20 protein-coding genes, 2 tRNA genes and 1 riboswitch are annotated in these 18,864 nt (G+C 68.4%); of the genes, 13 read left to right on the top strand and 9 right to left on the bottom strand.

All coding sequences use genetic code 11. The features are described 5' to 3' along the window. Positions 1 to 41: 41 nt before the first annotated feature. Together AB0J16_RS56075 and AB0J16_RS56070 are read left to right on the top strand one after the other, a co-directional pair. A complete protein-coding gene (locus AB0J16_RS56075; protein ID WP_358556470.1) occupies positions 42 to 773 on the top strand; it encodes a DUF6461 domain-containing protein in 732 nt (243 codons plus the stop codon). Between the two features lie 45 nt (positions 774 to 818). Further along, positions 819 to 1,160: a hypothetical protein gene (locus AB0J16_RS56070; protein ID WP_358556467.1), complete on the top strand. Its 342-nt coding sequence runs from the start codon at positions 819 to 821 to the stop codon at positions 1,158 to 1,160. Here AB0J16_RS56070 and AB0J16_RS56065 read toward each other — a convergent pair. After that, positions 1,139 to 1,215: transfer RNA gene (locus tag AB0J16_RS56065), tRNA-Pro, on the bottom strand. The two genes, AB0J16_RS56070 and AB0J16_RS56065, sit on opposite strands and share 22 nt — an antisense overlap. An 89-nt stretch (positions 1,216 to 1,304) precedes the next feature. On the opposite strand from AB0J16_RS56065, the gene AB0J16_RS56060 reads away from it, so the two are divergent. Beyond that, a tRNA-Gly gene (locus tag AB0J16_RS56060) sits at positions 1,305 to 1,375 on the top strand. Between the two features lie 170 nt (positions 1,376 to 1,545). Here AB0J16_RS56060 and AB0J16_RS56055 read toward each other — a convergent pair. Next, positions 1,546 to 2,166 (bottom strand): hypothetical protein, encoded by a 621-nt coding sequence (locus AB0J16_RS56055; RefSeq protein ID WP_358556464.1) that lies wholly within the window; start codon positions 2,164 to 2,166, stop codon positions 1,546 to 1,548. Between the two features lie 162 nt (positions 2,167 to 2,328). Between AB0J16_RS56055 and AB0J16_RS56050 the strand changes: the two genes are divergently transcribed. From AB0J16_RS56050 to AB0J16_RS56020, 7 genes are all read left to right on the top strand, one after another. After that, positions 2,329 to 2,577, top strand: a complete 249-nt coding sequence (locus AB0J16_RS56050; protein WP_357953459.1) for a hypothetical protein — start codon at positions 2,329 to 2,331, stop codon at positions 2,575 to 2,577. Positions 2,578 to 2,804: 227 nt separating this feature from the next. Continuing rightward, the gene (locus AB0J16_RS56045; RefSeq protein ID WP_358556461.1) at positions 2,805 to 3,440 is read left to right on the top strand and encodes a uridine kinase; all 636 of its coding nucleotides are present in this window, start codon (positions 2,805 to 2,807) and stop codon (positions 3,438 to 3,440) included. An 18-nt stretch (positions 3,441 to 3,458) separates the two neighbouring features. Further along, positions 3,459 to 4,769: a TrpB-like pyridoxal phosphate-dependent enzyme gene (locus tag AB0J16_RS56040; protein WP_358556458.1), complete on the top strand. Its 1,311-nt coding sequence runs from the start codon at positions 3,459 to 3,461 to the stop codon at positions 4,767 to 4,769. Between the two features lie 256 nt (positions 4,770 to 5,025). After that, the gene (locus tag AB0J16_RS56035) at positions 5,026 to 5,805 is read left to right on the top strand and encodes a DeoR/GlpR family DNA-binding transcription regulator (protein ID WP_357644708.1); all 780 of its coding nucleotides are present in this window, start codon (positions 5,026 to 5,028) and stop codon (positions 5,803 to 5,805) included. Beyond that, positions 5,802 to 6,872, top strand: coding sequence for a galactose-1-phosphate uridylyltransferase (gene galT / locus AB0J16_RS56030; RefSeq protein WP_358556455.1), 1,071 nt, complete (start codon positions 5,802 to 5,804; stop codon positions 6,870 to 6,872). The genes AB0J16_RS56035 and galT overlap by 4 nt, the downstream gene beginning before the upstream one ends. A gap of 69 nt (positions 6,873 to 6,941) precedes the next feature. Further along, positions 6,942 to 7,082, top strand: a riboswitch (cyclic di-AMP (ydaO/yuaA leader). 5 nt (positions 7,083 to 7,087) lie between these two features. Then, positions 7,088 to 8,053 carry a hypothetical protein gene (locus tag AB0J16_RS56025; RefSeq protein WP_358556453.1) on the top strand — a complete coding sequence of 322 codons (966 nt, stop codon included), beginning with the start codon at positions 7,088 to 7,090 and terminating at the stop codon, positions 8,051 to 8,053. Between the two features lie 269 nt (positions 8,054 to 8,322). After that, a complete protein-coding gene (locus AB0J16_RS56020; protein ID WP_358556450.1) occupies positions 8,323 to 8,661 on the top strand; it encodes a hypothetical protein in 339 nt (112 codons plus the stop codon). Here the strand turns inward: AB0J16_RS56020 and AB0J16_RS56015 are convergent. The 3 genes from AB0J16_RS56015 to AB0J16_RS56005 are packed head-to-tail and all read right to left on the bottom strand — an operon-like array spanning position 8,658 to position 11,016. Then, positions 8,658 to 9,194 carry a hypothetical protein gene (locus AB0J16_RS56015; protein ID WP_358556447.1) on the bottom strand — a complete coding sequence of 179 codons (537 nt, stop codon included), beginning with the start codon at positions 9,192 to 9,194 and terminating at the stop codon, positions 8,658 to 8,660. The two genes, AB0J16_RS56020 and AB0J16_RS56015, sit on opposite strands and share 4 nt — an antisense overlap. Before the next feature lie 59 nt (positions 9,195 to 9,253). Beyond that, the gene (locus AB0J16_RS56010) at positions 9,254 to 9,895 is read right to left on the bottom strand and encodes a response regulator transcription factor (RefSeq protein WP_358556444.1); all 642 of its coding nucleotides are present in this window, start codon (positions 9,893 to 9,895) and stop codon (positions 9,254 to 9,256) included. Next, positions 9,892 to 11,016 carry a histidine kinase gene (locus AB0J16_RS56005; protein ID WP_358556441.1) on the bottom strand — a complete coding sequence of 375 codons (1,125 nt, stop codon included), beginning with the start codon at positions 11,014 to 11,016 and terminating at the stop codon, positions 9,892 to 9,894. Before AB0J16_RS56005 ends, AB0J16_RS56010 begins: the two co-directional genes overlap by 4 nt. A gap of 160 nt (positions 11,017 to 11,176) precedes the next feature. Between AB0J16_RS56005 and AB0J16_RS56000 the strand changes: the two genes are divergently transcribed. Then, positions 11,177 to 11,467 carry a DUF2716 domain-containing protein gene (locus AB0J16_RS56000; protein ID WP_358556438.1) on the top strand — a complete coding sequence of 97 codons (291 nt, stop codon included), beginning with the start codon at positions 11,177 to 11,179 and terminating at the stop codon, positions 11,465 to 11,467. 275 nt (positions 11,468 to 11,742) lie between these two features. Continuing rightward, complete coding sequence (locus AB0J16_RS55995; RefSeq protein ID WP_358556435.1) at positions 11,743 to 12,675, top strand: HD domain-containing protein; 933 nt, start codon at positions 11,743 to 11,745, stop codon at positions 12,673 to 12,675. 121 nt (positions 12,676 to 12,796) lie between these two features. On the opposite strand, the gene AB0J16_RS55990 is transcribed toward AB0J16_RS55995, so the two are convergent. The 3 genes from AB0J16_RS55990 to AB0J16_RS55980 form a co-directional block, all read right to left on the bottom strand. Continuing rightward, positions 12,797 to 13,579 (bottom strand): MerR family transcriptional regulator, encoded by a 783-nt coding sequence (locus AB0J16_RS55990; protein ID WP_358556432.1) that lies wholly within the window; start codon positions 13,577 to 13,579, stop codon positions 12,797 to 12,799. Positions 13,580 to 13,744: 165 nt separating this feature from the next. Further along, positions 13,745 to 15,310 carry a serine hydrolase domain-containing protein gene (locus AB0J16_RS55985; protein WP_358556429.1) on the bottom strand — a complete coding sequence of 522 codons (1,566 nt, stop codon included), beginning with the start codon at positions 15,308 to 15,310 and terminating at the stop codon, positions 13,745 to 13,747. A gap of 211 nt (positions 15,311 to 15,521) precedes the next feature. Further along, complete coding sequence (locus tag AB0J16_RS55980; protein WP_358556426.1) at positions 15,522 to 16,826, bottom strand: site-2 protease family protein; 1,305 nt, start codon at positions 16,824 to 16,826, stop codon at positions 15,522 to 15,524. Between the two features lie 156 nt (positions 16,827 to 16,982). On the opposite strand from AB0J16_RS55980, the gene AB0J16_RS55975 reads away from it, so the two are divergent. Continuing rightward, positions 16,983 to 17,582 carry a response regulator transcription factor gene (locus AB0J16_RS55975; RefSeq protein WP_358556423.1) on the top strand — a complete coding sequence of 200 codons (600 nt, stop codon included), beginning with the start codon at positions 16,983 to 16,985 and terminating at the stop codon, positions 17,580 to 17,582. Between the two features lie 135 nt (positions 17,583 to 17,717). On the opposite strand, the gene AB0J16_RS55970 is transcribed toward AB0J16_RS55975, so the two are convergent. Further along, a complete protein-coding gene (locus AB0J16_RS55970; protein ID WP_358556421.1) occupies positions 17,718 to 18,833 on the bottom strand; it encodes a PP2C family protein-serine/threonine phosphatase in 1,116 nt (371 codons plus the stop codon). Positions 18,834 to 18,864 lie beyond the last annotated feature (31 nt).

Here is an 18,864-nt window from a genome sequence, read left to right as displayed (position 1 = left end):
CCGCAGTGGCGGCGCCCGCGCGCCGTGACCAGGAGGACGGGATGAGGCGCTCGGAGCGGCTGTGGCACCTGGCATACAAGTACGGCATGGGGGAGTCGTTCACCGGGATGTGGGTGGAAGGCCTAGAGACCACAGAGGTCGCCAGGCGCATAAGCGCCGATACTGCGGCGAAAGAAAAGTGCCGGTGGGCGGACCTGCTCAAAGGCGTGAATATCGGCAGCGGAGTGGGAGTCGCCTGGGTCGGTCGCCTCAATGACAACTGGACGCAGATCCTCCAGAGAGGCGTTGAGTCCCTCGACGTCTTGCCGGCCCTATCGGCGGGCAACCGCCGAGCCCTTCTCGTGAGCTGGAACGTGAACGCTGTCGGAGATCTCGTCTATGCGATCGACGGCAACTATGCCACGGCGTTCAGCGTGACCCGGCCGGGCCGGCGCCGAGGTTCCGACCCCCACGCGCTCGACTTGTACGCGGAAGGGCTGCAGTTCGACGCCCAGGACTCATCCTGGGAGAACGACCCGGACCTACCCGCGGGATGGATGGAGTACTCCGCCTGGGAGGAGGCGCGACTGGAGGGAGACATTCCCGAAGACGACTACGAAGATATGCGACCGGAGTGGATGGATCTCCTGGAGTTCGCCGTCAACGGCTACAGTCCACCGCTGGCCACCTGCATCACGTCAGCGTTGGCTCTTGTGGGGCGGATCACCGGGCGAGAGCTGGACGAGGCATGGATGAACGGAGTCCATACCCGATTCCTCATAACCAGGCGTTAGACCACGAAGGGCCCCAAACCCGGACCATGGCTGTGAGGTGCGGCGATGTTCTGGTTTTCGTGGTCGAGCAACGGTCAGGGTTGGCAGGTCCGAGGCTTGTTACGCTGTGCCTTCCCCGCCGAGTGGACACAACGCGAACTGCGCCACAGCTTCATCTCGCTGCTCTCGGACAACGGCACCCAGCTTGAGGAGATCTCCCGCCTCGTCGTCCATAACAGCACGGCCGTGGCCGAGGCCGTCTACTGCAAGCAGATCCGACCCGTCCTCCAGGCCGGTGCCGGAGCCATGGATCGCGTCTTCGCGGTGCGGCGTGGAGCCGTAGTCACTCTGAAGGCCCCTTCCGATCATGGAAGGGGCCTTCAGAGTGGTCGGGGCGACAGGATTTGAACCTGCGACTTCTTGCTCCCAAAGCAAGCGCGCTGCCAAGCTGCGCCACGCCCCGTCTCGCCGGGTACGCACGCGCTCCGTGACTCCGGTACGCTTACGCCCTGACGACCGGATGAAGTCTAGACCAGACTTCGACCGGTTCGCGCGGACGTAGCTCAATGGTAGAGCCCTAGTCTTCCAAACTAGCTACGCGGGTTCGATTCCCGTCGTCCGCTCTCACGACGAAAGGCCAGGTCATCCCGTACGGGGAGCCTGGCCTTTGTGATCTTCGTTCTGTTTTGGCCATTGTGCGGCCGATCGCTTCCTCGGCTCGGTCTCGGGCACTTGCGCGATGGCCCGGTCGCGCTCCTGCGACCGGGCGCCACGTCCAGGCAGACGGGAAGCGTCAGGCAGGGGGCAGGGACGGGGTGCCGCGGGAAGACCCCGCGAGACGGTCTTGGACTTGACGCCGGTGACGAGCGGGAATCTGGTGGGCGTTCATCGACCGTTGCAACAGAGCGGAATCGAACCCGTGCGCGCCCATGTGGTCGAGGAGCGGGTCGTATCGATCGGCCCGGTCTCGTAGGAGCTCCGTGACCAACCGGAGTTCCAGCCGGACTACCGGCACCTGGTGAGAGCCGCAGGTGACCAGGACGTAATGCTGCCATGGGCCGCTGCCCGCACATTCCCAACCGTCCGAATCGACTTGCCGCTCGACGGTGCTGAGCTCCACTTCGACGCCATTCACCGCGAACCTGGTGAAGTATTGCGAAGATTCGGGGAGCCATGAGGCGGCATATAGGCAGGGGAACGAGGAGAGTGCCGCGGCGAACGTTTCTACGTCTTCTCGGCTGCCGAGCAGGATGTCGATGTCCCCGGCACGGAGTGGGACGCCTTGCAGGAGTGCGGCGCTTGTGCCGCACACGCGATACGCCAGGTTGCTGTCCGCGGCTCCGAGCGCGTCGAGGGCCATGTCTAATGTCGTGGTTACGTCCGTCAAGGTCAGTGATCTTGTTCTGTCGCCCATGCAAAGCAACGTAGCCATCAGGCGAGTGGGCGCGTCAGGCCTCCCGCGTACGCGATCTGCGCCAGAGGATCTTGTGGTGGTTTCGGCTGTTATCGCACTTCGTGAGCCAAGCTCGGTTACGCTCTTGATCTCGGTACCGGGCGTGCCCGATAGGGAGGCCGCATGGCGGACAAAGGGATCACGACGATAGGCCGGTGCTACGGCTGCAAGCGCACCTTCGGCTACGACCCGGAACGCGTCACGATGTTCCTGGTCGACCTCGACACCTCAGCTCCCGCCGGTACCCAGCGTGAGCCCACGCCGGAAGCCCTGGCTCGGTCGCGACGGGAACCTGTGTGCCCCGATTGCGTGCGCCGAGGGCGGCACGCCAGGCAGGACGACGGGCCCACGTGGCCACGCGGCACCGCCTGAAGGCTCCCCATGGTCACGCGGCACCGCCTGAGCGGCCCCAGCCACCGCCTGGGCGGTCCCAGGCCCACCTGAGCAGTCCCGCAACCGCCCGAGTGACCCCGGAAACGCCCCAGCGGTCCCGGCGCCGGCTGAGCGGTCACGGGACGAGCGCTTGGGCTTGGGTTGAGTTGCGGGACGAGCGCTCAGGGGTGGGTTGAGTCGCGGAGTGAGCGCGTAGGCTCGGGTTGATGCGTGCGCGAGCGATCTCCCGAGAGGCCCTGGTCGAGGAGCTGGCCGAGCGGATCGCGGGCCTGCCGCGCGACTCCTACGCGCGGGTCGCCGTCGACGGAGCGCCGCCCGCCCATCCCGAACGGCTGGCGGACGAGCTGGTCGCGCCGCTCAGAGCGCGGGGCAGGGCCGTGTTGCGGGTGTCCGCCGCCGATTTCCTGCGGCCCGCGTCTCTCAGGCTCGAGTATGGCCGGACGGACCCCGACGCCTTCTATGACGACTGGCTCGACACCGGGGGGTTGACCCGGGAGGTGCTCGGGCCGCTGGGAGCTCAGGGGACCGGCAAGGTGCTGCCGGCGCTCTGGGACAGCCGAGCCGATCGCGCGTACCGCCTGCCGTACCAAACCCTGCCTCAGGGGGCTGTGCTGCTGCTCGACGGGACGCTGCTGCTGGGCCGCGGGCTGCCGTTCGAGGTGAGTGCGCATCTGTGGCTGTCCGAGGGGGCGCTGGGGCGGATGACCGGGGCGGACGAGCGGTGGCGGCTGCCCGCCTACGCGCGCTACGAGCGGGAGGCCGAACCGCTGCGGGCCGCCGACGTGGCGGTGCGCGCCGACCATCCCGCGCGTATGGCGGTCCTGATTGAGGGCGAGCGGTAACCGGCGCACACTGAGGTGGTGACTCTCAGCAACTGGTACAACATCGTTCCAGATCTGCCCGCGCCGCCGCCTCCGCCGTTGCATCCGGGCACGCGGCAGCCGGTGGGACCCGATGATCTGGCGCCGCTGTTCCCGATGGAGCTGATCGGCCAGGAGGTGAGCACCGAGCGGTACATCGCCATTCCCCAGGAGGTGCTCGATGTCTACCGGCTCTGGCGGCCGACCCCGCTGATCCGGGCACGCCGGCTGGAGAAGGCGCTCGGCACGCCCGCGCGGATCTACTACAAGTACGAGGGCGTCTCGCCCGCCGGGTCGCACAAGCCGAACACCGCCGTCCCCCAGGCGTACTACAACGCCCGCGAAGGCGTACGGCTGCTCACCACGGAGACCGGAGCGGGACAGTGGGGGTCGGCGCTGGCGTTCGCGTGTGCGCAGTTCGATCTGGAGTGCCAGATCTGGATGGTCCGCGCCTCCTACGACCAGAAGCCCTATCGGCGCTCACTTATGCAGGTGTACGGCGCGACGGTGTACCCCAGCCCCTCGACCGTGACCGGGGCGGGCAGCAAGGTGCTGGCCGACGACCCCGGCTCGCCCGGCAGCCTCGGCATCGCGATCAGCGAGGCGGTCGAGGTGGCCGGCGCGAACCCGGATGCCCGCTACGCGCTCGGTTCGGTACTGAACCACGTGCTCATGCACCAGACCGTCATCGGCGAGGAGGCGCTGGCCCAGCTGGAGGAGATGCCGGACCTGATCATCGGCTGCACCGGAGGCGGCTCGAACTTCGCCGGGCTCACCTTCCCGTTCCTGCGCGAGAAGCTGGCCGGCAACCTCGACGTCACGCTGCGCGCCGTCGAGCCCGAGGCGTGCCCGTCGTTCACGCGGGGCGTCTACGCCTACGACTTCGGCGACGCGGCGGGCTTCACGCCGCTGCTCAAGATGCACACGCTGGGTCACGGGTTCGTGCCCGATCCGATCCACGCGGGCGGGCTGCGTTATCACGGTATGTCGCCGTTGCTGTCGCACATGTACGAACTGGGCCTGTTCGAGGCGGTGACCAAGTCACAGACCGAGTGCTTCGAGGCCGGTGTGCGCTTCGCCCGTACCGAGGGCATCGTCCCGGCGCCCGAGCCGACGCACGCGCTGGCCGAGACCATCGCCGAGGCGCTGCGGTGCAGGGAGAGCGGCGAGGAGAAGGTGATCCTGACCGCGCTGTGCGGGCACGGCCACTTCGATCTGGCCGCCTACGACCGCTACCTGTCGGGGCGCATGGAGGACTACCCGCTCCCGCAGGAGCGCATCGACGAGGCCCTGCACGGTCTCCCGGGCTGAGCCGTCGCACCGGCCGAGGTGAAAGGAGCTCACCGCGGCCGGCCCGCCGTCAGTTCGCGTTCGGACGCTTGCCGTGGTTGGCCTTCTTCTTCTTGCGCGCCTTGGTCTTGCGTGATCGCTTCGCCATGGGTACCTCCAGTGATCGGTCCGTTTCCCAACGTCTCGCGCTGTGGTCTACCGCACAACCCGTACGACCTAACATTCCCCAACAAAGTCGTGTCATAATTTGGTGGAATCTGTTGGAAGGAGCGGGGGCGTGCTCGCACAGCAGCGCCAGCAGGCGATTCTCGAACGCGTGCGCAGCAGCGGCGGCGTTCGGGTGGCCGACCTCGTTCGCGAGCTCGGCGTCTCCGACATGACGGTCCGCCGCGACCTCGAAGTGCTCGCCGAGCGCGGGCTGCTGGAGAAGGTGCACGGCGGCGCGACCGCGCTGGGGCCCGGCTCGACCGAGGAGCCGGGCTTCACCGCCAAGTCCGCCCGCCAGCAGCAGGAGAAGGAGGCCATCGCGCGCCGCGCCGCCCAGTTCGTCCGGCCCGGCACCGCGGTCGCCCTGTCGGCCGGGACCACCACCTGGGCCCTGGCCCACCACCTCATCTCGGTGCCCGAGCTCACGGTCATCACCAATTCGATCCCGGTGGCCGACGTCTTCCACCGCAACCCGCGCGCCGACCGCACGGTCGTGCTGACCGGCGGCGTACGCACGCCGTCCGACGCCCTCGTCGGCCCGGTCGCGGTGGCCGCGATCCGGCGGCTGCATGTGGACACGCTGTTCCTCGGCGTGCACGGGATGAGCGTGCGGGCCGGGTTCACCACGCCCAACCTGCTGGAGTCGGAGACCGACAGGGAGCTGGTGCACGCGGCGCACCGGCTGGTCATCCCGGCCGACCACACCAAGTGGAACACGGTCGGCATCAGCACGATCGCCGATCTGACCGAGGCCGACGCGGTCATCAGCGACTCGGGACTGCCCGAGGAAGCACGCATGGAGCTGGGCGAACGCGCCGGCGAACTGATCATCGCGGAGGACTCGCAGTGAAACGCACCATCACCCACCTGGCCGACGGCCGAGAGCTGATCTACTTCGACCGGCGCGACGACGCCGACCGGAGCGCGATCGACCGGCGGGCGCTCGACCCCAGGCCGATGGCGTCGGAGCTGCGCTACGACCCGCTCACCGAGGAGTGGATCGCGATGGCGGGGCACCGCCAGACGCGTACGTTCCTGCCTCCGGCCAACGAGTGCCCGCTGTGCCCGTCGTCCGAGACGAGGGCTTCGGAGATCCCGGCGTACGACTATGACGTGGTGGTGTTCGAGAACCGCTTCCCCTCGTTTTCCGGAAATTTCGGGACTTATGGTGATGTCGGGGGGCTGAGTGAGGTCCGGCCGGGCGTGGGGCGGTGTGAGGTGGTGTGCTTCACCTCTGAGCATTCGTCGTCGTTCTCGCGGCTCTCCGACGAGCAGGTGGGCCTGGTCATGGAGGCGTGGGCCGACCGTACGGCCGAGCTGTCCGCGATCGAGGGTGTCGAGCAGGTGTTCTGCTTCGAGAACCGGGGCGAGGAGATCGGCATCACGCTGCCGCACCCGCACGGGCAGATCTACGCCTACCCGTACGTGACCCCGCGGACCAAACTCCAGCTCGGCGCGGCCGCCCGGCACCAGGGCGGCAACCTCTTCGCCGACGTGCTGGCGGCCGAGCGGGCCGCCGGGGTGCGCGTGGTGGCGGCCAACGAGCTGTGGACGGCGTTCGTGCCCGCCGCCGCCCGCTGGCCGTTCGAGGTGCACGTGTATCCGCACCGGCAGGTGCCGGACCTGGCCGCGCTGTCGGAGGAGGAACGCGCCGCCTTCGCCCCGCTCTACACCTCCGTACTGCGGGCGCTCGACGGGCTGTTCGGCGTCGCCATGCCGTACATCTCAGCCTGGCACCAGGCGCCGGTGCGGCAGGATCGTGACCTGGCCTATCTGCACCTGGAGCTGTTCAGCATCAGACGGGCGCCCGGGAAACTCAAGTATCTGGCGGGCTCGGAGTCGGCCATGGGCGCGTTCGTCAACGATGTCCTGCCGGAGGAAGCCGCACGCATGCTTAAATCACAGGTAGATCTCTAATTGGTTGCCGCTTGGAGTCGCATGACCTTGGTTTTACCACTAATATCCCTTTTCAGCGCCGACCTAAACGGTCGGTGCTGGCCTAATCCTGGGTGCGTGGCCCGGGAGCCGGGGACCCATCGCGTCTTGGGGTGAATCCACTCAGGTGGTAAGGCGGCATCTCCCTGCCCGAACCCGTCAGCTAACCCGGCCGGCATAGGGAGAGGAAACCCTTCGTGGCGGCTGCGTCCCCCTCGAGTCTTGCCATCGCTCTCATCACCACCGCTTCCATGGCCTTCGGCGCCTTCACGGCCACGCCCGCCGCTGCCGCCCCCAAGCCCAGCGAGGCCCAGCTCCGCGCGGAGCTGAAGCAGCTGGACAAGAAGGTCGACAAGCTCATCGAGACCTACAATCTCAAGCGCGTCGAACTCGCCAAGGCCAAACAGGACTCGGAAACGACCAAGAACCGGCTGGCCACAGCGGAGGCCCAGCTCATCACCGCTCAGAAACGCGTCACCGAGCTCGCGCGCCTGCAGTACCAGAACGGCACCGGCGCGCTGCCGAACCTCACCCTGCCGACCGATGCCTCCAGCGCGGCGTTGCTGGACCACCTCGCGGCCGAGCAACAGGCGGTCGTGCAGGGCGTGGCCACCGCCCGGGACGAGAAGAAGGCGGCCGCGGACCAGGCGACCGCCCTCGAGGCGAAGATCCGCGAGGACGCGGCCAACGTGGCCAAGCAGCGCGACGACGCGCAGGACGTCATCAAGGACATCCAGAAGAAGCTGAAGGGCCTCATCCCGTTCGGCCCCGGCCGCCGCTCGGACGGCAGCTGGGCGCCCGAACTGCCCTCAGGCACCGACAACATCACCGCCCGGATGCGGGTGATCCGCGGGCTGATCCAGAAGGACTTCGCGCTGCCGTACGAGGTGGGCTGCTTCCGCGCGGACGGCGGCGGCGGCGAGCACCCGCTGGGGCGCGCGTGCGACTTCATGATGAGCACCGGTGGCAGCATGCCCAGCTCCGCCAACCAGGCACTCGGCGACCGCGTGGCGGCCTGGGCGCTGGAGAACAAGGACAAGCTCGGGGTCAAGTACGTGATCTGGAAGCAGCGCATCAACCAGGGCTCGGGGTGGAGCTCGATGTCCGACCGCGGCAGCATCACCCAGAACCACTTCGACCACGTGCACATCTCGATGTTCTAGAAATGGGACGAATCGCATCTAATGAGCTATTCGCTCACTTGAAGATGGCGTTTGAGCTGGTCATCGACCCGCGAGGGTGATGTTCGCCCACGCCGCCCTGTGTGTCAGCGTATGGCTGTTCACCTCCTCTTTTCCGAGTTCGCCGGACGTCGAGTACCGGAGGGGCGGCTCCGGCGCGAAGATCCACCGCTGGCCCCTCGACGCGTCCACCGCCCTGCTCAAGACGGGCTCCGACGGTTTGGCTCACCCCCGAGGGGTGGACCAGCCCGGTGTGGGCACTCCAGGGCGGCGTGTTCACCGGCGGCAACGACATCGTCGTCGGGTTGTGTCCCGACGGCGCGCCTCCCGTCAGCTACATGCTGAGCGGCACGGCAAACATCTACGGCGACTACCGCAAGTCCTGCCTGCACCGCGTCACGGTCTCCGCCGACCGCGCCACGCTCGACGTCCACTACCTGACGACCGCACCCGGCAACGCGCAGAATGTCGCGTACTGGCCCGCGAGCGGAGAGCCGTGGCTGGTCAACGAGTTCCGCGGGGACTATGACGGCGTGTACGGGAGCGACCGCCTGGTGCCGGCGTTGAGCTGCCCGGATCTCACGTGCTAAGAGCCGTGCCCGCCAGCCGGAACGGGAGCCGGTCGCGGCGCGGCCGTCGCCCTTGCCCTGACGTGGATGCCGCCGACCCTGGCCAGCATCGTCGACACATTGAGCAGGATGATCGCCGCCTTCAGCGCGTTCGCTCCCACGTCGTGCGCCGCCATCCAGCGGCCCAGTTCTGGACCGAACACGTGCATCGCGCCGTACGAGAAGGCGACCTTCGTCAGGGTGATGGCGACCCAGGCGGTCACGTAAGCAAGCCCGGCCCTGGAGTACACGGCCTGCTTGTCCGGCACGTACTCGAACCGCATGAACGAGATCGCGGCCAATCCCATCGCCAGGCCGAGCACGGTGGCCGCGGCTTCGAGCAGCAGCCCGGTGCCCGACAGCTCGAAGCCGTCGAAGAAGATCGGAACCAGCGCCGCCGCCCCTGCCACAGGGCGCAGGAGCCGGAACAGCCCCACCTTCCGCCGGCCGATGTCGCTTTCGATGGCGATCGCGAAGATGATCAGGTTGAGGAGGAATATGCTCACATCGCTCATGGCAGACGACGGTAGGTCGCAGGGCCGGGGCCGATCGTCAAGCCGGAGGTTGGTTCGCGTCAACCCGTGGGTTGAGAGTCGGAGGCGATCCCCCGCCGGTAGGCGTAACGGACGGCCTGCGCGCGGTCCCGCGCCCCGATCTTCGCGAAGATGCGGTTGATGTGCGTTTTCACCGTGGCCTCGCTCACGCGCAGCCGCTGCACGATCTCCCGGTTGGACAGCCCCGCCGCGACCAGCTTGAGCACTTCCAGCTCGCGGTTCGTCAACCCGTCCGGAGGCTCGGGGGGCGGAGCGGCGTCGAAGAGCGACTCGCGGACTCGCTTGGTGAGCAGGCTGCGTCCCTCAGCGGCGGCGGCCACCGCCTGGTAGATGTCCTCGCGTGAGGCGTCCTTGGTCAGGTAGCTGAGCGCGCCCGCGCGCAACGCCGCCGCGATCTCCCGCTGATCGGAGTAGGTGGTGAGCACGACCACGCCGGTCCGCGGGTGTTCACGACCGATCCACCGGATGGCCTCGACGCCGTCGAGTTCGGGCATGCGCAGGTCCATCAGCACCACGTCGGGACGGTGCGCCGCCACGGCCGCGACCGCGTCCGCGCCGGTGCCCGCCGTCGCGACCACCTCCACGTCGGGCAGCAGGCCGAGCAGGACCGCCAGTCCGTCGCGGACGACCGGGTGGTCGTCGGCCACGAGCACCTTGATCACAGCGGGATCCGCATGTCGACGTGCCACTCCTCTCCCTTGGGGGCCGCGCTCAGCGTCCCGCCCAGCCGCTCCGCCCGTTCCTTGAGCCCGCGCAGCCCGAAGCCGGGGCCGACCGGCGCGGCAGAGCCCTGGCTGACAACGCTCAGCGTGGCGTGTGTGCCGTAAGCGAGGCGTATGCGCACGGGGCTTCCCGGCGCGTGCTTGCGTGCGTTCGTGAGCGCCTCCTGCACCCCCCGATACAGCGTCAGGGCGACGTCGGCGGACAGCTCCGCGGATGCCGCCTCCATCTCCAGCTCCGCGGGCTTGCCGGCACGGTCGGCGTAGGCCGTGGCCAGGCCGGTCAGCAGCTCCTCCAGTGGCAGCGCCTCGTCCCGCAGCGCGAGAATGGCGCGCCTGGTCTCCACCAGCCCCTCGTCGGCCAGTTCCTGCGCCCGCCGGAGGAAGACTCTGATCCGCTCGTCCTCCGCCCCCTCCTCCACCAGCGCGTCCACCACCTTGAGCTGCACCGAGAGCGCCGACAGCGCGTGCGCCTGGATGTCGTGGATCTCCCTGGCGATCCGCGAACGCTCGGCCAGCGCCGCCGCCCTGGCCTGCTCCTGCGCCGCCCGTTCGGCGTTGCCCAGGAGCAGCTCTGCCTGCTCCGCGCGCTGCAGCACCTGCTTCCTGAACGTCCCGAGCAACACGCACGCCACCAGCACCGAGACGTGCGCGACCAGGTACGGCCAGGGCGGGGAGGGCCTCAGCGAGACCGTGGCCGCGACGGTCGCGAACGTGATCGGCAGGACCTGGCGCGGCGGCAGCCTGGCTCCGGCGTCGATGAGCGCCACGGCGGGGAACGCGACGGCCACGCCCGCACCCGCACCCGTCAGCGCGGCCCCCGCGACGCCCATCAGCAGCAGCGCCACGACCAGCGAACGGCGGCCGAGCCAGTCCGAGGCCAGCCAGAGCAGCCATCCCGCGCTCGCCGCCGCGAGCAGCCCGGCCATCACGACGGGACGGCGGTCGATCAGGCCGGGATCCGTCCGCATGATGGTGACCAAGAGGACCACCAGCCCGGCGAGCCGGACCGCGCGGAGCGGCCACGTGAGCCGCCCGCGGTGCGGGAGCGCGAAGACGAACATCTACCGCACCCGGATCGCTTCCGACACATTCACGCACCGAATGTACGGCACGCTCGGTGGTACTCCTCGACCCGGACGCCACCCGGTTCCATCCGTGACAGCCCGAAGCGGCAGGGCATTACAGCAGGTCAGTTAAGGGGCTGCCCGCATTTGGCGATTGGTGACACATCCGTTAACGGCACCCCAACATGCCGTACGGACCCCCAGATGCGCCAGCGCTCGACCTGGAGATCGGCTTTACCGTCTCAAATGGCACATCAGCGGCTCCCGCACAGATCCGCTCCGTGCCGGTGGGCCAGGTCAGCCGCGCTGGGCAAGTTACGCCTACCTCATCGATGAACACGTCATCCAGGTCACCGACGACCTCAGGATGGGCACGTTCGGTTACTGGCGCGAAGCCTCCCTGTGCGTCTTCGGCGAGGAACTCCTGGCGCACGTGGACGAAAACTGACCGCGCTTCTCGGCACCGTCCTGCGGCGCGGCGGGCGCCCGATCGGCAACGTCTGGAGCTTCGGTCCCTGACGGCCTGCCGCCCGGATGGATTCAACCTGATTGAGGCCGATCCTGACGACTGCCATTCACACACTCTGAAAAAGACTCTCCGCCGCTAGTGCCCGGACACCTTCTCGCATCTGGTGTGAGGGGGTGTTCGGGGTGACATAGGTCGCGGCGTACCTGGTGCTCACCGGACGCTGAAGGGGCTTCTGGTCGTGACACCATGGCGCCATGGCCCGACGGATACGCCTCTATCACCCTGAGGAAGACACCTGGTTCTACTACGAACTTGATGACCAGGAATGGGCCGTCCGACAGATCGATCTTCAAGGCCCTGACCAGCGCCCCACCACAGCGGCAGCCCTCGACGAAGTGTTCCGGCTTCGCGATCAGCACGGGTTGGCCGAGCTTCAGGCCTACGAGCGTCGTTTCGGCGTTCTCGCCGAAGGCAGCCTCGAAGGCTGGCAGGACGCCGATCAAGCCGCCGAGATCACCCGCCAGGAGTTCGAGGCGCTCTGGATCCAGGCCAGACAGCACCTCGCCCGGCCCGGGCTGAACGAGCCCACGGCGACGAACTCCGCCGCACTCGCACACGCGCTGAACGACCCCGCCGAGCCACCTTTACGCCCGCTGCCTGACCGCGTCGCAGACCTGTTGAAGTCGCTGAACTGCCCGCCCCGGTTGGCGGCCCACCTGCGTCTCGTCCACGACGTCGCCTGGCAGATCATCGACTGGGTTCAGCAGCAGCACCCCCAGCTACGCCTCGACCGGCACGCCGTGCTCTTCGGCGCCGCGACCCACGACATCGGCAAGTCCCTGCACGTCGCCGAACTCTCCGGCCCCGGCTCGGCGCACGAGCCCGCCGGCCGGGACCTGCTGATCCGCTACGGGTTCGATGACGCCCGCGCTCGCTTCGCGGCCACTCACGCGTCCTGGGCAGACACCGACATCACCCTCGAAGACCTGCTGGTGAGCCTCGCCGACAAGATCTGGAAGAACATGCGCGTCCCGGACCTCGAAGACCTCATCGTGACCCACCTGGCCCAGGCGACCGGCCGGCAGCCATGGGAGGAATACGCCGCCCTCGACGAACTCCTCACCCACATCGGTGGCTCCGCTGACCATAGGCTGACCTTCCAGGCCGCTTACCCGATCCACAGCTGAGACTGAGTCACGCTCGGCTTTCGGACCGACCTAAGAATTCCCACACTCTGAATAAGACCCTCCGCCAGCGGCGGCTCTTCCCCCTATGGCCGCCGAACCGTCGGTCGCAGGAGCAGGTCAGTCAGTGGGTGCCTGGTCTGGGGATGTGGACGCCGGCGGCGCGGAGCTTGGTCTCGACGAGCGCGATCCCATGGGCCGTGGCCGATCCCTCCTCTTCGCCGTAGTGGGCGATCAGGTGGTACCGGGCCGCGGCGTCGGTGTGGGCTTGCAGGCCGGTCACGATCTTCAGGTGTGCGGGGTTGGCGAGGAAGTGGTCGGCAATGGCAGTGGCGAGTTCGGCCAGGCGCGGGTCGTCCGGCTCCCATGCCGTGGCTTCGGTTGCCTGCTTGCTCAACGCGACGAAGCGGGGGTCGTCGAGAGCGTGCTCGACATGGGTGAGATAGTCGTCGAAGCCCTCGGGGACCAGAGCCCTGGCCAGCACCCAGCCCTCCCTGGTCGCCGCCACCTCGTCCGCGGGGAAGCCGAGGCCGGACAGCCGCTCCAGCAGCGCCACGGCGCGGTCGGGCAGCAGGGCCCGGTCTCCGTCGGCGAGCCGGTGCAGCATGTCGCGGCGCGCGGTCAGCTCCTCGATCCGTTCGGTGAGCTGCCGCTCGACGTCGGTGAGCGCGGCAGCGAACAACGCGGCGTCGGCGTCGAGCAGGAGGCCGGTCTCGGCCAACGGCACCCCGGCTGCGGCCAGCGTCCGAACCTGCACCAGCCGCAGCAGCTCGGCCGATCCGTACCTGCGGTAGCCGGAGCTGTCGCGTTCCGGCTCCTTGACCAGGCCGAGCTTGTGGTAGTGGCGCACCGTCTTCACTGTGACGCCGACGAATGCCGCTGCCTGCCCGATCGTGACTCCGTTCATCTGCGCAATCCTGCCTTGTGCTCGAGCTCGGCGACCAGGCAGATCACAACCGAGCATGTGGACAGGCCACGCCGAGGTCGACGAGCTCGGCGTGGCCCCGTTCGGGTTTCTCCCTGGTGCACGACCGGAAGGGGGTGCCTCTGGAGGCGCGCCGGTCACAGGTGTTCAGTCCGACGGCTGAGCCGGATCGGCCTGCTCGCCGCAGAACACCTCGTTGACGAGCTTTTGCTGGGCGTTCTGGACCCTTGTTGCTATGGACAGGTCGGCGTCGTCCACCCAGTTCAGTACGGCGGTCAGCGTCTTGCTGCCATCGGGTGTGCTGTACATCAGCGTCATGGAGCCGACCGTGCCGCCGTTGTGGGTGATGACGGTGCCGCCGCAGTCCGTTTTCTGGACGAACACTCCCAGCCCATAGTCCATGTTCGGGAGGCCCGTGGCGTGCGGGGTGCACATCTCGGCCAGCAGCGGGGCCGGCAGGAGCTTGCCTCCTACCAGCGAGGAGATGAACGTGGCCAGGTCCTTGCTGGTCGAGATCATGTCACCGCCGGTGGAGACCCAGGAGGGGTTGTGGCGGGTGATGTCGATCGTCTTCTGCTGGCTGGCTTCCTCGTAGCGGTAGTAGATGTGGGCGTGCGGCTCGGGGATCTCCGGCGAGGCGTCAGGCACCACCGTGGCCGACAGCCCGAGCGGCCCCAGGATCCGCTCCTGCATCTCCTCGGCCAGCGAGCGGCCGGTGACCTTCTCGATCAGCAGCCGGGCCAGCACGTAGTTGGTGTTGGAATAGCTCCAGCCTGTTCCCGGCGCGAACCGGGCCGGCTTGGACAGCGCCAGCTGTACCAGTTCCTCGGGCCGGTAGGTGTGGAACCGGTTGTCCACCCACTCCTTGCCCGTGGTGCCGTAGGGCACGGGGATCCCGTGCACGATCGATCCGTCGTCGTAGACCTCGCCGGTGAAGTTGAACAGCCCGCTGGTGTGCTGCAGCAGCATCCGCACCGTGATCCGCCGGTCCAGTCCGAACTCGGGCAGGTAGTCGGCCGCCGGGGTGTCCAGCTCGATCTTGCCCTCGGCCACCAGTTGCAGCACCAGGGTCGCGGTGAAGGTCTTGGTGTTGCTACCGATCCGGGCATGCCCGTTGACCGGCGGCTTGGCGGTCCCGCCCAGCTCGGCCACCCCGGCGCTACCGGCCCACTCGCCCCGCTCATCGTGTACGCGCAGCGACACTGCGAGGAAGCCGGACTCGACGATCTCCTCGATTGCCTTCCGCAGCTCCGGGCGATCCTGCCCGGCTGCGGCTTCCGGCATGGCCTTGCTGTCCGCAGCGGCCGCCCTGGCGGCGTCGAGGGCTTCGGTGATCTTGCGGGCCATCTCGGCCGTGGCGGGGCTCGGCCGGCCCTGGTACATCTGGGCGGTTTCGACAGCGATGAGAACGGTGCCGCGGAAGTTGTCGGCCTCGGCCGGATCCTGCTTCTTCAGCAGGCTCATGGCCGCGGTCAGGGCCGGCAGCACGCGGTCGGCGATCTCGGCCACGGACTTGCCGGCCAGGTCCTTGCCCTTGGGGTAGTCGGCGAGAACGTGCCCGATAAGACCGGTGGTCGAGCCCAGCGCGATGCCGCCGTTGGCGGCGATCTTGTGGGGCTGGCCGGCGGCGCCGGCGGCGGCCATCAGCGACACGGCGCCGTACGCGGCCGTCCGCAGGGTGCTCTTGTCCTGGTCGGAAAGGGTGATCGTCATGGTGGTTCGATCCTTCGAGTGTGTTATGCCCGGGGCGGCGTCGTGCCGCCGCGCCGAGCTTCCACCCTGACCCAAGGTCAACCTCAACTGTGATCTAGCTCACAGCGACATCGCGGGGGCAGCCCGCCGACCAGCGGGAACGCCGAGATCGACGTGGGGCGGGTGTTCTCGAAGGTGTTGGAGAAGTTCGTGAAGGGGTGCTCTGCGACGGTCAGCCGGTGAGCGTGAGCGGGTTGATCAGGTCGGCGTAGACGAGCAGGCCGGCCATGATGATCATGACGAAGGCCAGGGCGTAGGTGAGCGGCAGCACCTTGGCGATGTCCACGTACGCGGGCTCGGGACGCCGCGTGACGCGGGCGTAGGCGCGCTTGAGGCCCTCCCAGAGGCCGCCCGCGATGTGGCCGCCGTCGAGCGGCAGCAGCGGGATCAGGTTGAACATGCCGATCGCCAGGTTGAACCCGGCCAGCAGGTTCACCAGGAAAGCGACCTTCTTCTCGCCCGACAGGTCGGAGGAGAGGATCTCGCCGCCCATGCGTCCGGCGCCCACGACGCCGACCGGGCCTTCGGGGTCGCGCTTGTCGCCGGAGAACGCGGCGTGCCACACGCCGATCATCTTCTGCGGCAGGTTCAGCAGGGAGTCGGCGACCCGGCCGGTGAGCTGGCCCATGTAGCCGATCACGACGCCGAGGCTCTGCTGCTCCATGACCTCGGTGGGCATGACGCCGAGGAAGCCGACGTTCTTGTCGATCTTCTTCGGGTCGGTGGGCGACGGCCGGTCCTGGGCGATGAGCGTCACGTTGAGGGTCATCGGCTTGCCGTCGCGGACGATGCCGACGGCGACGGGACCGGCGCCGTGCGAGCGGATCAGGCGGGTGGCGTCGTCCCAGGAGGCGATCTTCTGGCCGCCGAAGGAGACGAGCCGGTCGCCGGGCTTCATGCCGGCCTTGGCGGCGGGCGTCGGCTGGTCGGAGGCGCGGCAGTCGGTGCGCTGCTCGCTGATCGGGATCACGCAGGTGTTGGTCTGCGGGGACACCACCGGGGTCAGCGCGGGCAGGCCGATGCCGACGAGCAGGACCGAGAAGAGGATGAAGGCCAGCACGAAGTTCATGAACGGGCCGCCGGACATGATGATGACCTTCTGCCACCACTTCTTCCGGTAGAAGACCCGCTCCTCGTCGCCCGGCCGCACCTCTTCCTGCGCCGCGTCGCGGGCGGTCTCGATGAGCCCCTGGAACGGGCCGGTGGAGGAACCCCTGAGCTTGGTGGGATCGTCGCCGGGCCGTGGCGGCAGCATGCCGATCATGCGGATGTAGCCACCCAGCGGGATCCACTTGATGCCGTACTCGGTCTCACCTCGCCGGATGGACCAGGCGGTCGAGCCGAAGCCGACCATGTACTGGGGCACCCTGACACCGAAGATCTTGGCGGGCACGAAGTGACCGAGCTCGTGCAACGCGACAGACGCCATCAGCCCGATCAGGAAGACTACGATCCCCGCGAGGTAAAGCCAGTTCATCTAGTCCCGCTCCAGGGCAGACAGAAGGTCCCGACAGCCCCAGAGTAGTCGAAGTCATCACACCTCGATGGCTTGCGCACCCTTTGCCGCAGCGCCACATTCCGTTGACAGTACGCGATCAGGCGATCACTCTGGGGGATGACGGAGGTGGGAGCCTTGATCCGGATTCTGGTCGCCGAGCATCTGCCGCTGGTCCGGCGCGGTTTGGTGGCGTCGCTCGACGCGGAGCCCGATCTGCGGGTGGTCGCGGAGGTGGGAGACGCGGACGGCGTCCTGCCCGCGGCGGCCGCGTACGCGCCCGACACGGCGATCGTCGATCTGGACCTGCCCGGAGGGGGCGGCCTGTCCCCCGCGGCGCGACTGCGCGAGCGGGGCTGTCACGTACTCATCCTGTCGGCGCAGCCCAATCCCGGTCAGGTGCGCAGGGCGTTCGCCACGCACGCGCTCGGGTTCATGAGCCTCGACGTCGCGCCCGAGCAGCTCGCCGAGAGCCTGCGGCTGGTCGCCGCCGGACGCCGGGCGGTCGACTCCGATCTGGCGATCGCCGCTCTCCAGTCGGTCGCCAACCCGCTGACCAGGCGCGAGCTCGACGTGCTGCGGATCGCGGCGGGCGGGGCCCGATCGACGGAGATCGCCGACCAGCTCTTCCTGTCGGTGGGCACCGTACGCAACCATCTGTCGCGCATCATGTGCAAGACCGGGGCTCGCAATCGCCTCGACGCGGTACGCATCGCGAGCGACTCAGGCTGGCTCTGAGAGCCGGAGGCGAAGACCGGATCCCGGTGAAGCCGCGCCGCTCCGCCGGGACCCGGAGTGGTGAACCCTTCGAGGATCTCAAGGGCGATCAAGCGCTGCCAGTGACCTTGTTCACCCCTTGACCCGTGTGATTCGTCACGGGCGCCAGATGAGCACCAGCGCGCAGTCGTCGTTGTGACCCGACGCCATGGCGTTGACCAGGGCCCGCGCGCCGTCACGGAAGCCCGAGGGCAGCAGCCGCTCCGCCTCGCCGAGCAGCTTGTCGAGCCCGGCGTCGATGTCGCGCCCCGGCTGCTCGATCAGCCCGTCGGTGTAGAGCAGCAGCGCGTCGCCTTTGCGCAGGGTGCCGCTGTCGGGCTCGCAGTGCAGGTCGGGGACCACGCCGAGGACGACGCCCTTGGCCGTGGCGACCTGCCAGTTGCCCGTGCCCGCGTCGAACTTGACCACCGGCGGGTGGCCGGCCGAGGTGATCGTGTAGTCGCCCGTCGCCAGGTCGAGGCGTACGTGCACGGCCGTCACGAACCCCTCGTCGCCGCGCTGGCGGTGCAGGTAGGTGTTGCAGGCCGGCAGGAAGTCGACGCCCGAGCCGAGCAGCCCGCCGAACGTGCCGGACAGCAGCAGCGCCCTGGTGCCCGCGTCGACGCCCTTGCCCGACACATCGACCAGCGCGATCTCCACTTTGTCCTCGTCGCGCATGGAGACCAGGAAGTCGCCGCCGAAGGAGGAGCCGCCGGCCTGCTTGAGCACGACCTTGCCGCCCCAGTCCTTGGGCAGCGCGGGCAGCTCACCCTGGCTCCTGAGCCGGTCGCGCAGCTCCAGCAGCATGGCGTCGCCACGCAGCCCCTGCACGCCGAGCTTGCCCCGGGTGCGGGCCATCAGCAGCGCCAGCACCGTGGTGAAGCCGATCGTCACCATGAGCCCGAGGCCGATCTGGCCGACCCCGAGGGTGCCGGCGATGTAGCCGAGCGAGATGATCACCGCGACGAGCAGCTTGATCAGGCTGTTCAGCCGCAGCTGCAGGCCGCCCACCAGGAGGACGAGGATGAGCAGCGAGGGCGAGAACCACTCGGTCGAGATCTGCGCGGCGAGCAGTCCGATGACGAGCGTGAGCATCGTCAACGTGACCAGCAGGTTGCGGTCTCGGGCCAAGGAGCCCCTCCTGAGGAACCGGACGACGGACACCAGAAACGGCACCCGCACCAGGAGCGCGCGGAGCCGTGGCGGTATCTGCAGCGCCGAACGGGAACTCATGATGCGCCTGACTGTAGCGCTCTGGCCTCCC

The sequence above is a fragment of the Nonomuraea sp. NPDC049750 genome (genome assembly GCF_040659625.1).
Taxonomy (GTDB): Bacteria; Actinomycetota; Actinomycetes; order Streptosporangiales; family Streptosporangiaceae; genus Nonomuraea.
The sequence above is the reverse complement of the archived record's forward strand: the minus strand, read 5'-3'. Positions and strand labels throughout refer to the sequence as shown.